Source organism: Actinomadura flavalba DSM 45200, assembly GCF_000374305.1.
GTDB lineage: Bacteria > Actinomycetota > Actinomycetes > Streptosporangiales > Streptosporangiaceae > Spirillospora > Spirillospora flavalba.
In genome coordinates this window covers 793,268-807,213 of sequence record NZ_KB894093.1, presented here as the reverse complement: position 1 = coordinate 807,213, position 13,946 = coordinate 793,268, and the positions used below count along the sequence as shown (strand labels likewise).

Genomic DNA, 13,946 nt, shown 5'->3' with positions numbered 1-13,946 from the left:
AGGGAGAGGCCCCGCGCCGGGACGACCGGCGCGGGGCCTCTTCCCATGTCATAGCCCGGCTGCGGGCCTCGCCGCCGCGCCGTCGCGGCCGTTCCGTCACGCAATCGCGTCCAACCTGTGGCGTGACGCCCCACCCGTCCTGCTTGTGAGCAGAGTCACGCGGCCGGGACTCTCACGCTCCGCAGTCGCGGGTTTCGGCGGCGGGAAGCCCGGAAGAGGCGCTTCATCCGTGCGTGTACGGGCGTGTGCGCGACATGATCTAGGGCAACCTTCTAGGTGAGGGGGCGGGTGCCGACAGCCGAACTCGGGACGAAGGTTACTTTTACGGCTGGTTGCGCCTACGATCCTCTGCGGACCGTTCCGGCACTTCAGGAGAACGACGTGCGCTTGCGTCTCACGCCGCGTGAGGACAGCTTCTACGACATGTTCGCCGACTCGGCGAACAACCTGGTCACCGGCGCCAGGCTGCTCGTGGAGCTCATCAGTGATGGCGCCGATCGGCCGGCCATCGCCGAGAAGATGCGCGCCTGCGAACACGCGGGCGACGAGGCGACCCACGCGATCATGCGGCGGCTGAACGAAACGTTCATCACGCCGTTCGACCGCGAGGACATCTACCGCCTCGCCTCCACCATCGACGACGTCATGGACGAGATGGAGGAGGCGGCCGACCTGGTCGTCCTCTACAAGATCGACGAGTTCCCGAAGGGCATCGTCCACATGGTCGAGGTCCTGGAGCGCGCCGCCGAGCTGACCGCCGAGGCGATGCCGAAGCTGCGCTCGATGAAGGAGCTGAACGAGTACTGGATCGAGATCAACCGCCTGGAGAACCAGGGTGACCAGGTCTACCGGAAGCTGCTCGCGCACCTGTTCAGCGGTGAGTACGACACGCTGATGGTGCTCAAGCTCAAGGAGATCATCGACCGGCTGGAGGACGCGGCCGACGCGTTCGAGCACGTCGCCAACACCGTCGAGACGATCGCGGTCAAGGAGTCGTGAGCGTGTCCGACGGGCCGGGCGTCACGGTCGATCCGCCGCCGCCTCCCGCGCAGCCGCCGCCCCCGCCGCTGGCCGAACAGGCCCGGCGCGGGCCGGACAAGTTCTGGCTGCTGCTGCCGGTCAGCATCCTGCTGATCATCGCGATGGGCGCGGTCGGGCTGCGCACCGACGCGCAGATGGCGGTGCTGGTGCTCGTCATCGTCGTGGCGCTGGTGTTCGACTACACCAACGGCTTCCACGACGCGGCGAACGCCATCGCGACCTCGGTCTCGACACGGGCGCTGACACCGAGAGCGGCGTTGATCATGGCCGCCGTGATGAACCTCGTCGGCGCGCTGCTCGGCGTCCAGGTGGCCAAGACGGTCAGCGACGTGATCACGCCGCCGTCCGGGCTGCACGGCCTCACGGTCGTCGCGGCGGGCGTGCTCGGCGCGATCACCTGGAACATGATCACGTGGTTCTTCGGGCTGCCGTCGTCGTCCTCGCACGCCCTCATCGGCGGCATCGTCGGCGCGGGCCTGGCCTCGGCGTCGTCGGTGAGCTGGAGCACGGTCGGCGAGAAGGTCGCGATCCCGATGGTGGTCTCGCCCGTCGTCGGGTTCTTCCTGGCGTACTTCTTCATGGTCGCGCTGCTGTGGATCTTCCGCCGCGCCAACCCGGCCCGGGTGGGCCGCCGGTTCCGCATCGCGCAGTCGCTGTCGGCGGCGTCGATGGCGCTCGGCCACGGTCTCCAGGACGCGCAGAAGACGATGGGCATCATCGTCCTGGCGCTCGTCACGACGGGCCACGCGGACGGCGACTCGGTGCCGCTGTGGGTCATCCTGGCCTGCGCGGGCGCGCTCGCCGCCGGTACGTACGCGGGCGGCTGGCGCATCATGCGGACGCTGGGCCGCAAGGTCATCGAACTCGACCCGCCCAAGGGCTTCGCGGCCGAGGCGACCGCGTCGGTCGTGCTGTACGCGGCGGCCTACATCTGGCACGCCCCGATCTCCACCACCCACACGATCACCTCGGCGATCATGGGCGCGGGCGCGACCAAGCGCTTCTCGGCCGTGCGCTGGGGCGTCGCGGGCAACATCCTGACGGCGTGGGTGCTGACGATGCCGGCGGCGGCGCTGGTCGCCGCGATCGTCTACTGGGTCGTCCACCTGTTCGGCGCCTGACCGGAACGTCAAGGGCCGCCCCGGATCTCCCGGGGCGGCCCTTTTTCCGTGGTTACTGGCCGGAGATGCGGTTCAGCGCCGGGGGCGCGACCGGGGACGCCGTCCCGAAGTAGGCGACGAGCGCGTCCAGGTCGATCGGGCCGAGCACCTGGCCGGTGCCCTGGGTGAACGTCGTGAAGCCGTCACCGCCGCCGAGCAGGAAGTTGTTCGCCGCCACCTTGTAGCTCGCCGCCGGGTCGACCGGCGCGCCGTCGACCGTGATGGCCGAGACGCGGTCGCCGACCGGGCGGGAGCGGTCGATGGTGAAGCGCAGCGACGCCGACGGCTGGAGGATCTTCTCGCCTGCGCTCGTCCACTGTTGCTCCAGCAGCGCGTCGAGCTGCGCGCCCGTCAGCGTCGTGACGCCGAGGACGTTGCTGAACGGCTGCACCGCGAACGCCTCGCCGTAGGTGACGACGCCCTCGCCCTCGGCGCCGGACGGCGCGAACGTCAGGTCGGCGCGGTTGCCGCCCGGGTTCATCAGCGCGATCTGCGCGCCCTGGCCCTTCATCGCCGCGAGCTGCGCGTCCGCCACGACGTTGCCGAGCGTCGTCTCGCCCGCCGGGGACGGCACGCGGGTCAGGTCGGCGGTGATGCGGCCGACCGGCTTGTTCGCGATCGTCGCGACGCGGTCCTTCCACGTCCGGACGAACGTCTGGGTGTCCTCGTCGGGGTCGATGTCGCGGGTGACGACGTGGTTGTCGGCCTTGATCGACGTGCGGACGACGTCGCGCGTGGCCTTGTTCACCTGGAAGTCGACCTGGGTGATGATCCGGCCGAACGACGAGCCCGACGAGTACAGCCGCGGCTGCCCCTTCGGGTCGGTGACCGAGCAGACGTACTGCTGGTGCGTGTGGCCCGCGAGGACGGCGTCGATCTCGGGGTCGGCGTCCTTGGCGATGCGCGTCCCGGCGCCGGGGACGACGCCGCACGCGTCGGGCCTCTGCCCGGCGGGCGTCTGGTCGCCCTCGTGCACGAGCAGCACCTGCGCCTTCACGCCGAGCGCCTTGAGCTGCTTGGACGCGCGGTTGGCGGCGGCGACCTCGTCGTCGAACGTCAGGCCCTTGATGCCGTCGGCGGTGACGATGGTGGGGGTCGTCTTGGTGACGACGCCGATGAAGCCGACCGGGACGCCGTTGACGATCCGGATCGTCCACGGCTTGAGGATCGGTAGCTTCAGCTTGCCCTGGCCGACGTTGGCGGCCAGGTAGTCGAACTTGGCGCCCTTCCACTTACCCGCGGGCGAGCAGCCGTCGACGGGGTGGCAGCCGCCGAACTGGATGCGCTGGAGCTCCTTGTAGCCCTCGTCGAACTCGTGGTTGCCGACGGCGGACGCGGTCACGCCGATGTCGCCGAGGAACTGCACGGACGGCTCGTCGTGGTAGGCGGCCGAGATGAGGGGAGACGCGCCGATCAGGTCGCCCTGGGCGACCTTGAGCGTGTTGCGGTCGGTGAGCCGCTTCATGTGCGCGGCCACGTAAGCGGCGCCGCCCGCCGGGACGGACGCGCCGTGCTCGTCCACGGCGGTGCCCGAGCTGCCGGTGGGCGGTTCGAGGTTGCCGTGGAAGTCGTTGAGCGACAGGAGCCGCACCGGCACGGTCGGTGCCGGGCTGGCGGCGGCGGGCTGGGCCGCCACGCCGGTGACCGCCAGGCCCGCGAGGGCGGCGGCCACGGTGAAGCGTCGTCTGATCATGTCCTGGGAACCTAGAGCGCGCGGGCATCCGAAGCCCGGCGGGACCATGACGTTTGTGTGACGTTTCCGCAGGCTCACTCGCCTACAGTGGCGATCATGAGCGATGTGCGGGGCGTGCCGGAGACCGAGACGACGCAGGTGGAGGCGCTGGTCGACGCGGCCACCGCCACCGACGAGGTCGGGCCGCTGTCGGAGCAGGCGCTGCTCGCGCTGCGGCACGGGCGGCCGGGCCGCGCGGTGTACGACGACGGCCTGGTCGTGGCGTACGCGCACGTCGAGCCCGCCGCGCCGGGGGAGAGCGCGTCGGCGGAACTGGTCGTCGATCCGGCGCACCGCCGCCGGGGGCACGGGCGGGCGCTGCTGCGCGCGCTGCTGGCCGAGGGGCCGCTGCGCGTCTGGGCGCACGGCGACCTTCCGGCGGCCGCCGCGCTGGCCTCGGCCGAGGGGCTGGAGCGGGTCCGGGTGCTGTTCCAGATGCGCCGCGACGCGGGCCCGGCGCTGCCCGGCGTCGCGCTCCCCGACGGCGTCACCCTCCGGACGTTCCGTCCCGGCGCCGACGAGGACGCCTGGCTCGCCGTCAACGCCCGCGCGTTCGCGTCCCACCCCGAACAGGGCGCCTGGACCCGCGACGACCTTCTCCGGCGCGAGGCCGAGGACTGGTTCGACCCGGCGGGCTTCTTCCTCGCCGAACGCGACGGCGCGATCGTCGGCTACCACTGGACGAAGACCCACCCGGACGGCCTCGGTGAGGTCTACGTCGTCGGCGTCGACCCCGCCGCGCAGGGCCTCGGCCTCGGCCGCACCCTGACCCTGACGGGCCTGCACCACCTGCGCGACAAGGGCGTCCCGGCGATCCTGCTGTACGTGGACGAGTCCAACACCGCCGCCGTCCGCCTCTACCGCTCCCTCGGCTTCGTCCCGCACACCGTGGACGTCATGTACGGAACGCCCGGGACGTGACGACCCCCGGCGCGTCGCCGTCGGCGGCCATGACGATCAGCCGGGCCATCCGCCGCAGCGCGGGCGGGCCCTTGTAGGCGGCGGCCTCGGCGCGCACCTCCGCGCCGGGGTCGCCGTCGGCGGCCAGGCAGGCGTCCACCAGGAGGCCGAGCGGGGGAGGGGCGTCGAGCCGTGCCCGTCCGTACGCCAGCGCGTGGACGGCGGCGGCGCGGGCGTCGCCGTACCAGCGGCGCGGGACGTGGGGGAACGGTTCGTCCGGAACGCGGCGGCCCGCCCGTTTGGCGGCGCGGCGGCGGACGTCGTAGGCGGCGATGTCGGCGTGCCACAGCCCCCGGCTGTCCTCGATCAGGGCGAGCGCGCGGAGGCGTCGCGCGCAGGGCTGCTCGGCGTCGCGGACCTTCCTGGCGAACACGTTGAAACCCATACAAACAAGGCTATCTACGCGTTCATGACCTGCGTGTTCATCTCAGCGACATGGCAAATCGGGACGTTCTTCGTAGGTCTGCCCGGCCCAGTTCACTCTCCGTTCATCTCAACCGGGGTGTCTGGTCACCTCTCCTGCCTAACTTCGCATTCGACGGCGACCCCGCCCCCTGGACACAAGGTCCGGACCCGCCACGGGGCCCGCCGCGAAGACGAAACCTCAGAGGAGACCCTCCGGTGAAGAACGGTTCCCGGCTCGCCGCGCTCGGCGGCGTGGTCGTGGCGGGTGTGGTGGCCCTGTCGGCCTGCGGCAGCGACGCCAACACCCCCACGTCGGCCGCCCCCTCCGGCGACATCGACTGTGCGACCGGCACGGTCAACGCCGCCGGGTCGAGCGCGCAGAAGAACGCGATCGAAGAGTGGACGAAGATCTACGCCAGCAAGTGCGCCGGCGCGAGCCTGAACTACAACGCCAACGGCTCGGGCGCGGGCATCCAGCTCTTCAACCAGGGGCAGGTCGCGTTCGCCGGCTCGGACTCGGCGCTCAAGCCCGAGGAGGCCCAGGCCGCCAAGACGCGCTGCACCGGCGGCGACGCCCTCAACCTGCCGATGGTCGTCGGCCCGGTCGCGGTCGTCTACAACCTCGACGGCGTGGACGGCCTGAAGCTCTCCCCGGCGACCATCGCGGGCATCTTCAGCGGGAAGATCAAGACCTGGAACGATCCCGCGATCGCCAAGGAGAACGAGGGCGCCAAGCTGCCCTCCGACCCGATCAAGACGGTCTACCGCGCGGACGAGTCGGGCACCACCGACAACTTCACCAAGTACCTCAAGGCCACCGCCGCCGACGCCTGGCAGTGGGAACCGGCCAAGAAGTGGCCGAACTCCACCGGCCAGGGCGCCAACAAGTCCGATGGCGTCACCTCGCAGGTCAAGAGCACCAAGGGCGCCATCTCCTACGTCGAGATGTCCTACGCCGAGAACAACAAGCTCCAGACCGCGCAGGTCAAGAACGGCGCGGGCGAGTACACCAAGCTCTCCGCCGACAGCGCCTCCAAGGCCGTCGCGGGCGCCGAGGTCGTCGGCACCGGCAACGACCTCGCCCTCAAGATCGACTACGCCACGAAGGAGGCGGGTGCCTACCCGATCGTCCTCGTGACCTACGAGATCGCCTGCACCAAGGGCCTCCCGGCCGAGCAGGCCAAGTTCGTCAAGTCCTTCCTGACCTACACGGCCAGCGCCGACGGCCAGAAGGCCCTCAACGGCCTCGGCTACGCGCCGGTGCCCGACGCCGTGCTCACCAAGGTCCAGGCGTCCGTCAAGGCCCTGTCCTGACCGCAGGACACGGCCCCGCCAGCCCCGTCACCGCCGACCGCGGTGACGGGGCCGGACCCCGTTCGACCGGCGGACCCCGAGAAGGAGAATCCGTGACCACCGAGACCGGCCTCGCGTCCCAGGCGGAGACGGCCCGGCACCGCGCCCCCACGCGGGCCATGAGCACCGGCCGCGCCGGTGACAGGATCTTCGCCGGCGCGGCGCGCGGGTCGGGGATCACCGTCCTCGCGATCATCGCCGCGATCGGCGTGTTCCTCGTCTGGAAGGCGATCCCGGCGCTCCAGGCGAACGAGGCGGGCTTCCTCACCTCGCAGGAGTGGAACCCCAACGCGAACCCGCCGAAGTTCGGCATCGCGCAGCTCGCGTTCGGCACCGTCATGTCGTCGCTGCTCGCGATGCTCATGGCGACGCCCGTCGCGGTCGGCATCGCGCTGTTCATCGCGTTCTACTCGCCGCGCCGCGTCGCGTCCGGCCTCGGCTACGTCGTGGACCTGCTCGCCGCCGTGCCCAGCATCGTGTACGGGCTGTGGGGACTGGCCGTCCTCGCCCCGCACATGGAGGGCATCAGCGCCGGGCTGAACTCCGCGCTCGGCTGGATTCCGCTGTTCGGCGGCGACAGCCCCGGCAAGAACTCGATCTTCACCGCCTCGGTCGTGCTGGCGATCATGATCCTGCCGATCATCTCGTCGATCTCCCGCGAGGTGTTCCTCCAGGTCCCGCGCGCGCACGTGGAGGCGTCGCTGGCCCTGGGCGCCACCCGCTGGGAGATGATCCGCATGTCGGTGCTGCCCTACGGGCGCTCCGGCGTCATCGGCGCCTCGATGCTCGGCCTCGGCCGCGCGATGGGCGAGACCATCGCCGTCGCGATGGTCCTCACGTACGTGCCCGGCATCAACCTGCACCTGCTGGAGGACGGCGGCGCCACCTTCGCCGCCAACATCGCCAACAGCTTCGCCGAGGCCACCGAGAACGGCCGCGGCGCGCTCATCGCGTCCGGCCTCGTCCTCTTCGTCATCACCCTGCTCGTCAACATGGCCGCCCGCGCCGTCGTCGCACGCCGCAAGGAGTTCACATGACCGCCCCGTCGAGCCCGCTCGGCACCGTCTCGGTCGGACGCAAGGTCAAGGACCGGGTCGCGCAGGTGCTCGTCTACGGTGCGTTCGGGCTGGCGCTGATTCCGCTCGTGTCGGTGCTGTGGACGGTCGTGTCCAACGGTCTCGCCCGGCTCGACCCCACGTTCTTCGGCTACTCGATGAACGGCGTCGGCGGCCGGGACGTCGGCGGCGGCGCCTACCACGCCATCATCGGCACCCTCCAGCAGGTCGCGATCGCCAGCGTCATCGCCGTCCCCATCGCCGTCCTCACCGCGATCTACCTCGTGGAGTACGGCGGCGACGGGCGGCTCGCCCGCGCGATCGGGTTCTTCGTGGACGTCATGACGGGCATCCCGTCGATCGTCGCGGGCCTGTTCGTCCTCGCGCTGTGGCTGCTGACGTTCGGGTTCGCGTTCTCCGGCTTCGCCGGGGCGCTCGCCCTGACGATCCTCATGATCCCCACCGTCGTGCGGGCCACCGAGGAGATGCTGAAACTCGTCCCGAACGACCTGCGCGAGGCGTCGTACGCGCTCGGCGTGCCGCGCTGGCGGACGATCTGCTTCGTCATCCTGCCGACGGCGTTCACCGGCATCCTCACCGGCATCATGCTCGCCGTCGCCCGCATCATGGGCGAGACGGCGCCGCTGCTGCTGACGATCTTCTTCACCAAGGCCATCAACACCAACCCGTTCGACGGCCCCCAGGGTTCGCTCCCCACCTTCATCTGGGACCAGGCGAGCGACCCCAACCAGAACTCCATCGACCGGGCCTGGACCGGCGCGCTCGTGCTGATCGGCATCATCATGCTGCTCAACCTGGCCGCCCGCCTCGTCGCCCGCCGATTCAAGCCCGCCGGGCACTGACGTCTCAAGGAGCAAGCACCCCATGGCCAAGCGGATCGAAGTCTCCGGACTGCACGCCTACTACGGCGGCGTCCACGCCATCGAGGACATCTCGATGACGATCGAGCCGCGCTCGGTGACGGCGTTCATCGGCCCGTCCGGCTGCGGCAAGTCCACGTTCCTGCGGACGCTGAACCGGATGCACGAGGTCATCCCGGGCGCCCGCGTCGAGGGCAAGGTCATGCTGGACGACGACGACCTGTACGGGCCGTCGGTCGACCCCGTCGCGGTGCGCCGCACGGTCGGAATGGTGTTCCAGCGGCCCAACCCGTTCCCCACGATGTCGATCTACGACAACGTCGCGGCGGGTCTCAAGCTGAACGGCGTGCGCGGCAAGGGCAAGCTGGACGACGTCGTGGAGGAGTCGCTGCGCGGGGCGAACCTGTGGAACGAGGTCAAGGACCGGCTGGGCCGTCCCGGCGCGGGCCTGTCGGGCGGTCAGCAGCAGCGGCTGTGCATCGCCCGCGCCATCGCCGTGCAGCCGCAGGTGCTGCTGATGGACGAGCCGTGCTCGGCGCTGGACCCGATCTCGACGCTGGCCATCGAGGACCTCATCGCCAAGCTGAAGGACCAGTACACGATCGTCATCGTCACCCACAACATGCAGCAGGCCGCGCGCGTCAGCGACCGCACCGCGTTCTTCACGATCGCGGGCACCGGCAAGCCCGGCAAGCTCATCGAGATCGACGACACCAGCAAGATCTTCACCAAACCGGAGCAGCAGGCCACCGAGGACTACATCACCGGCCGCTTCGGCTGAGCACCGCGACGGCCCCGAACCCGCGGGTTCGGGGCCGTGACACGTCGCGTTCTCAGGACGGGACGGGCTGCGCCTCCTCGGCGTCCCCGACCCGGTGCTCCGGCACGAACCGGTAGCCGACGTTGCGCACGGTGCCGATCAGCGACTCGTACTCGGCGCCGAGCTTGGCGCGCAGCCGCCGGACGTGCACGTCGACCGTGCGGGTGCCGCCGAAGTAGTCGTACCCCCACACCTCCTGGAGGAGCTGCGCGCGCGTGAACACCCGGCCCGGGTGCTGCGCGAGGTACTTCAGCAGCTCGAACTCCTTGAACGTGAGGTCGAGAATCCGGCCGCGCAGCCGCGCGGTGTAGGTGGCCTCGTCGATCGTCAGCTCACCGCTGCGGATCTCGCCCGGGACGTCGTCGGCCTCGCCGACGGACGCCGCGCGCCCCACGGCCAGCCGCAGCCGCGCCTCGACCTCGGCGGGCCCGGCCGTCTGGAGCAGGACGTCGTCCAGGCCCCATTCGGGGCTGAGCGCGGCCAGGCCGCCCTCGGTGACGATCGCCAGCAGCGGGCAGTCCAGCCCGGTCGTCCGCAGCAGCCGGCACAGGCTCTTGGCCTGGACCAGGTCACGGCGGGCGTCCACGAGGACGATGTCGGCCGGTGGCGCGTCGATGAGCGCCGACCCCTCGGCCGGGGCGACCCGGACCGAGTGCAGCAGCAGCCCGAGCGCGGGCAGGACTTCGTCGGAAGGTTCCAGTGCGTTGGTCAGCAAGAGCAAGCTGCTCAAGTGCCGCCTCCTCGCCATGACAGCCGTGGACCGGGCGGTTCGTCCCAGCCCGGCGCCATGGCGCTGGCCGCGGGGCGGGGTGGCCGTGACGGGGCTGTGAAACGAACTCCTTGGCCTCATCGCCCGGGTCCCTCGCACACAATCATATCCGAGGGGCACATTCCGGCAATGGGGACATCGCCTGATACGCCTCGTCAGCGCGTCTGCGATCCTGGGATCATGCCGCAGGGAACGATTCGTTACTGGGCCGCCGCCAAGGCCGCCGCCGGCACCGCCGAGGAGCCGTACGAGGCCGCGACGCTGGCCGACGCGCTGGCCCACGCCGCCCGGCGCGCCGGGCGGGACGACGTCTTCGCGCGCGTCGTCGCCCGCAGTTCCTTCCTGGTCGACGGCGCCCCGGTCGGCACCCGCGCGCACGCGTCGGTCGAGCTGCCGGACGGCGGCGTCGTCGAGGTGCTGCCCCCGTTCGCGGGTGGCTGATCTCACAACCAGGTCATTCCCCGGGACTCCGGACACCGCCTCCGGATCATCCCCGGGCGCGACTCACCGTGACCATTCCGGCGAATAAGGTGGGGCGACCATCGTGTCCGGGCGAGGAGAACCATGCGCAAGTTCCTGCTGTTCCTGTTGGTCCTGGTCGCCGTCGGCCTCGTCGCCGCCGACCGGATCGGCGTGCGGGTCGCCGAGAACCAGATCGGCCGGCAGGTCGCGCAGCAGTACGACCTCGCCGCCCAGCCGGACGTGACGATCCACGGCATCCCCTTCCTCACCCAGGCCCTCGGCGGCGAGTACGAGCGCATCGACGTCTCCATCGGTGACTGGACCGGGCAGGGCGTCACCGTGGGCGACGTGAAGATCGACATGCGCGGCGTGCGGGCGCCGCTGAGCGAGGTCGCGGCCGGGAACGCCAGTAACGTCGTCGCGCGGACGGCCACCGCCTCGGCCGTCCTCCCCTACAGCGTGATCAAGGAGCGGGCGCCCAAGGAGGTGCAGAGCATCGCCCAGGCGGGCGACCAGCTCAAGGTGCAGCTCTCCGGGCAGATCCTCGGCTTCCAGCTCGACGGGGACGCCACCATCGCCGTCAAGCCCACCGCGCGCGGCATCCAGCTCTCCCCGACGTCCGTCGGCACCGGCGGCGTGCGCCTCCCGGTCGCCGCGCTGAGCTGGTACGTCCCGATCACCGACCTGCCCGTCGGCTCCCGCATCAGCCGCGTCGAGCCCACCCCCGAGGGCGTCCGCGTCTCGGCCACGGCCGAGAACGTGAAACTGAGCGAACTGGAGCAGATCGACACCCCCGCCAAGCAGTGACATTGGCCGCGCCTTCGGCGCGGCCCTGACCCGTAGAGGTCGGGGTCGTGTGGGTCTTCTCGGGAAGAATTCGGACTCGGGGGTGGTTGTCGTCTTGGATGACGGGACTTTGGGTCGCGGTTGGGGTGTTGCTTGCCGCGACGATCTTCGGGTTGGTGCGGCGGCGCCGGGACGGTGTGCTGCGCCGGGTCGCGCCCGCCGCCGGTGACGGGCGGGACGAGGCGGACATGACCGGCGACCGGATCGACGTCTACGACCTGCGCGGCGCCGTGCTCGGTGAGCGCGCCACCCTGCTCCAGTTCTCCAGCGCGTTCTGCGCCCCCTGCCGGGCGACGCGCCGCGTCCTCGGCGAGGTGGCCGACATGGTCGACGGCGTCGTCCACGTCGAGGTCGACGCCGAGGAGAACCTCGACCTCGTCCGGCGGCTCGGCGTCCTGCGCACCCCGACCGTGCTCGTCCTGGACGCGGCCGGCACCGTCGTGCGGCGCGCGGCCGGACAGCCCCGCAAGGCCGACGTCATCGCGGCCCTGGGCGAGGCGGTCGCGTGAACCGGGACGTGAGCGGCGGCGGTGTGACCTGCGGGAAGAGAACTGTCACCGTCTCGTTCCCTGAGATGGATGTGACAGCGCCGCGTTCGTCGGCTTACCATCGGGCCGTGCGTTACTGGACAGAGCAGATGCTCACGAAGCGCCGCGCGGTGGATTTCTGCCGCCTGGCCGCTTCGCTCTGTCGCATGGTCTGAGGCATCTGAGCCCGCCGTCCCCGAGCACTCCGACTTTTCGGCGTCCCGCCTCGCTCGCACCGAGGCGATGAAGACCGGCACGTACGCACCCTCACTCCGCCTGGAGAATCCATGCAGGTCGATCCGCGTGGGCAGCGCTTCGCCGCCGCCCTGACGACGATCGTCCTCATCGCGGTCCTCCTCACGGAGAACTGGGTGCTGCTGGCCGCCCAGGCCCTGGTGTTCGCCCTCGCGACCTTCCTCGGCCTGCGGTTCGCCCCGTACGGCATCGTCTTCGCGACGCTGATCCGGCCCCGGCTCGGCCCTCCCGCCGAGACCGAGGACGCGCGCCCGCCCCGCTTCGCCCAGGCCGTCGGCCTGGTCTTCGCGGTGACCGGCACGCTCGGGTACGCCCTTGGGATCACCTGGCTCGGTATCGGTGCCACCGCCTTCGCGCTGGGGGCGGCGTTCCTGAACGCGGCGTTCGGGTTCTGCCTCGGCTGCGAGATGTATCTGCTGATCCGCCGTCTCACTACGAAGATTCGCTCCGACAGGGAGGTTCCCGCATGAGCCGCTCCGACGTCCTGGTGGACGCCGACTGGGTGGACGCCCACCTCGATGACCCCGGCCTGGTGCTGGTCGAGGTCGATGAGGACGTCTCCGCCTACGACAAGGGCCACATCCGTGGCGCCGTGAAGATCGACTGGAAGACCGAGCTCCAGGACCCGGTCCGCCGCGACTTCGTCGACAGGCAGGGCTTCGAGGAACTGCTGTCGTCCAAGGGCATCGCCAACGACGACCTCGTCATCCTCTACGGCGGCAACAACAACTGGTTCGCGGCCTACGCGTACTGGTACTTCAAGCTGTACGGGCACACGAACGTCAAGCTGCTCGACGGCGGGCGCAAGAAGTGGGAGCTGGACTCCCGCGAGCTCGTCGAGGACGTCCCGTCCCGCCCGGCCACGCAGTACCAGGCCAAGGACCAGGACCTCTCGATCCGCGCCTTCCGCGACGAGGTCGTCGAGGCCATCGGCAAGGAGAACCTGATCGACGTCCGCTCGCCGGACGAGTTCTCCGGCAAGCTCCTCGCCCCGGCGCACCTGCCGCAGGAGCAGGCGCAGCGGGCCGGTCACGTGCCGACCGCCCGGTCGATCCCGTGGTCGAAGGCGGCCAACGACGACGGCACCTTCAAGTCCGACGACGAGCTGCGCGCCCTCTACACCGAGGCCGGCGTGGACCTCTCCAAGGACACCATCGCCTACTGCCGCATCGGTGAGCGTTCCTCGCACACCTGGTTCGCGCTGCGTGAGCTGCTCGGGCTGGAGAACGTGAAGAACTACGACGGTTCCTGGACCGAGTACGGCTCGCTGGTCGGCGTGCCGGTCGAGCTCGGCGACCCCAAGTAAGACCCTTTTCCCCGCGTTCCGCGGAGTTCGTCCCGCCGTGCCAGGCGGAGAAGGAGGCAACGACATGACTCAGGGCTGCGCAGCGCCCGCGCAGACGGCGCATCTTCCCGCGACCGTCGACCTGGCCAACGAAGCCGTCATCCAGGGCACCGTCACGCGTGATGGCTCGCCCGTGTCCAGCGCCTACGCCCGCCTGCTCGACTCGACCGGTGAGTTCACCGCCGAGGTCGTGACGGGCGACGAGGGCGTCTTCCGGTTCTTCGCCGCCGACGGCGACTGGACGGTCCGCGTGCTCGCGGCGGGAGGCGTCAGCGTCGACAACGCGATCACCGCGAAGACCGGGGAGGTGGCGGCGCTCGACGTCGCCATCTGAT

Annotated in this window: 17 protein-coding genes; 14 read left to right on the top strand and 3 right to left on the bottom strand. The window is 70.6% G+C overall.

Features of this window, described 5'->3' with window-relative positions; all coding sequences use genetic code 11:
- Window positions 1–381: 381 nt before the first annotated feature.
- Entirely contained in the window at window positions 382–999 is a 618-nt protein-coding gene (locus C229_RS0103600; protein ID WP_018653712.1) for a DUF47 domain-containing protein, read from the top strand.
- Window positions 996–2,162 (top strand): inorganic phosphate transporter, encoded by a 1,167-nt coding sequence (locus C229_RS0103595; protein ID WP_018653711.1) that lies wholly within the window; start codon window positions 996–998, stop codon window positions 2,160–2,162. Before C229_RS0103600 ends, C229_RS0103595 begins: the two co-directional genes overlap by 4 nt.
- A 52-nt stretch (window positions 2,163–2,214) precedes the next feature.
- Here the strand turns inward: C229_RS0103595 and C229_RS0103590 are convergent, their stop codons facing one another.
- A complete protein-coding gene (locus tag C229_RS0103590) occupies window positions 2,215–3,894 on the bottom strand; it encodes a bifunctional metallophosphatase/5'-nucleotidase (protein ID WP_018653710.1) in 1,680 nt (559 codons plus the stop codon).
- A gap of 96 nt (window positions 3,895–3,990) precedes the next feature.
- On the opposite strand from C229_RS0103590, the gene mshD reads away from it, so the two are divergent.
- Window positions 3,991–4,854 (top strand): mycothiol synthase, encoded by an 864-nt coding sequence (mshD, locus tag C229_RS0103585; protein ID WP_033424060.1) that lies wholly within the window; start codon window positions 3,991–3,993, stop codon window positions 4,852–4,854.
- Here the strand turns inward: mshD and C229_RS0103580 are convergent.
- Window positions 4,829–5,278 carry a hypothetical protein gene (locus C229_RS0103580; RefSeq protein ID WP_018653708.1) on the bottom strand — a complete coding sequence of 150 codons (450 nt, stop codon included), beginning with the start codon at window positions 5,276–5,278 and terminating at the stop codon, window positions 4,829–4,831. The genes mshD and C229_RS0103580 overlap by 26 nt on opposite strands.
- 236 nt (window positions 5,279–5,514) lie before the next feature.
- On the opposite strand from C229_RS0103580, the gene pstS reads away from it, so the two are divergent.
- The 4 genes from pstS (at window position 5,515) to pstB (ending at window position 9,368) form a co-directional block, all read left to right on the top strand.
- Window positions 5,515–6,612 (top strand): phosphate ABC transporter substrate-binding protein PstS, encoded by a 1,098-nt coding sequence (gene pstS / locus C229_RS0103575; protein ID WP_018653707.1) that lies wholly within the window; start codon window positions 5,515–5,517, stop codon window positions 6,610–6,612.
- A gap of 92 nt (window positions 6,613–6,704) precedes the next feature.
- On the top strand, window positions 6,705–7,688 hold the full coding sequence (pstC, locus tag C229_RS0103570) for a phosphate ABC transporter permease subunit PstC (protein WP_018653706.1): 984 nt from the start codon (window positions 6,705–6,707) through the stop codon (window positions 7,686–7,688).
- Window positions 7,685–8,569: a phosphate ABC transporter permease PstA gene (gene pstA / locus C229_RS0103565; RefSeq protein WP_018653705.1), complete on the top strand. Its 885-nt coding sequence runs from the start codon at window positions 7,685–7,687 to the stop codon at window positions 8,567–8,569. The genes pstC and pstA overlap by 4 nt, the downstream gene beginning before the upstream one ends.
- A gap of 22 nt (window positions 8,570–8,591) precedes the next feature.
- Window positions 8,592–9,368, top strand: a complete 777-nt coding sequence (gene pstB / locus C229_RS0103560; protein WP_018653704.1) for a phosphate ABC transporter ATP-binding protein PstB — start codon at window positions 8,592–8,594, stop codon at window positions 9,366–9,368.
- 52 nt (window positions 9,369–9,420) lie between these two features.
- Here pstB and C229_RS29265 read toward each other — a convergent pair whose 3' ends face one another.
- On the bottom strand, window positions 9,421–10,137 hold the full coding sequence (locus C229_RS29265; RefSeq protein WP_033423907.1) for a winged helix-turn-helix transcriptional regulator: 717 nt from the start codon (window positions 10,135–10,137) through the stop codon (window positions 9,421–9,423).
- 219 nt (window positions 10,138–10,356) lie between these two features.
- On the opposite strand from C229_RS29265, the gene C229_RS0103550 reads away from it, so the two are divergent.
- The 7 genes from C229_RS0103550 to C229_RS0103525 all read left to right on the top strand — a co-directional run bounded on the left by C229_RS0103550 (window position 10,357) and on the right by C229_RS0103525 (window position 13,945).
- The gene (locus C229_RS0103550; protein ID WP_018653702.1) at window positions 10,357–10,617 is read left to right on the top strand and encodes a MoaD/ThiS family protein; all 261 of its coding nucleotides are present in this window, start codon (window positions 10,357–10,359) and stop codon (window positions 10,615–10,617) included.
- 123 nt (window positions 10,618–10,740) lie between these two features.
- Window positions 10,741–11,445, top strand: a complete 705-nt coding sequence (locus C229_RS0103545; protein ID WP_018653701.1) for an LmeA family phospholipid-binding protein — start codon at window positions 10,741–10,743, stop codon at window positions 11,443–11,445.
- A 227-nt stretch (window positions 11,446–11,672) separates the two neighbouring features.
- Window positions 11,673–11,993, top strand: a complete 321-nt coding sequence (locus tag C229_RS0103540) for a TlpA family protein disulfide reductase (RefSeq protein WP_033424059.1) — start codon at window positions 11,673–11,675, stop codon at window positions 11,991–11,993.
- Between the two features lie 65 nt (window positions 11,994–12,058).
- A complete protein-coding gene (locus tag C229_RS36005; RefSeq protein WP_420804640.1) occupies window positions 12,059–12,187 on the top strand; it encodes an Ms5788A family Cys-rich leader peptide in 129 nt (42 codons plus the stop codon).
- A gap of 111 nt (window positions 12,188–12,298) precedes the next feature.
- Window positions 12,299–12,736, top strand: a complete 438-nt coding sequence (locus tag C229_RS0103535) for a DUF4395 domain-containing protein (RefSeq protein ID WP_018653699.1) — start codon at window positions 12,299–12,301, stop codon at window positions 12,734–12,736.
- Window positions 12,733–13,572: a sulfurtransferase gene (locus C229_RS0103530; RefSeq protein ID WP_018653698.1), complete on the top strand. Its 840-nt coding sequence runs from the start codon at window positions 12,733–12,735 to the stop codon at window positions 13,570–13,572. The genes C229_RS0103535 and C229_RS0103530 overlap by 4 nt, the downstream gene beginning before the upstream one ends.
- Before the next feature lie 64 nt (window positions 13,573–13,636).
- Window positions 13,637–13,945, top strand: a complete 309-nt coding sequence (locus C229_RS0103525; RefSeq protein WP_018653697.1) for a DUF1416 domain-containing protein — start codon at window positions 13,637–13,639, stop codon at window positions 13,943–13,945.
- Window position 13,946 lies beyond the last annotated feature (1 nt).

Bases quoted from the DNA above. Each gene is read 5' to 3' on its own strand.
- C229_RS0103590 (WP_018653710.1), bottom strand. From the start codon at position 3,894: ATGATCAGACGACGCTTCACCGTGGCCGCCGCCCTCGCGGGCCTGGCG.
- mshD (WP_033424060.1), top strand. From the start codon at position 3,991: ATGAGCGATGTGCGGGGCGTGCCGGAGACCGAGACGACGCAGGTGGAG.
- C229_RS0103580 (WP_018653708.1), bottom strand. From the start codon at position 5,278: ATGGGTTTCAACGTGTTCGCCAGGAAGGTCCGCGACGCCGAGCAGCCC.
- pstA (WP_018653705.1), top strand. From the start codon at position 7,685: ATGACCGCCCCGTCGAGCCCGCTCGGCACCGTCTCGGTCGGACGCAAG.
- pstB (WP_018653704.1), top strand. From the start codon at position 8,592: ATGGCCAAGCGGATCGAAGTCTCCGGACTGCACGCCTACTACGGCGGC.
- C229_RS0103550 (WP_018653702.1), top strand. From the start codon at position 10,357: ATGCCGCAGGGAACGATTCGTTACTGGGCCGCCGCCAAGGCCGCCGCC.
- C229_RS0103545 (WP_018653701.1), top strand. From the start codon at position 10,741: ATGCGCAAGTTCCTGCTGTTCCTGTTGGTCCTGGTCGCCGTCGGCCTC.
- C229_RS0103540 (WP_033424059.1), top strand. From the start codon at position 11,673: ATGACCGGCGACCGGATCGACGTCTACGACCTGCGCGGCGCCGTGCTC.
- C229_RS36005 (WP_420804640.1), top strand. From the start codon at position 12,059: ATGGATGTGACAGCGCCGCGTTCGTCGGCTTACCATCGGGCCGTGCGT.
- C229_RS0103535 (WP_018653699.1), top strand. From the start codon at position 12,299: ATGCAGGTCGATCCGCGTGGGCAGCGCTTCGCCGCCGCCCTGACGACG.
- C229_RS0103530 (WP_018653698.1), top strand. From the start codon at position 12,733: ATGAGCCGCTCCGACGTCCTGGTGGACGCCGACTGGGTGGACGCCCAC.
- C229_RS0103525 (WP_018653697.1), top strand. From the start codon at position 13,637: ATGACTCAGGGCTGCGCAGCGCCCGCGCAGACGGCGCATCTTCCCGCG.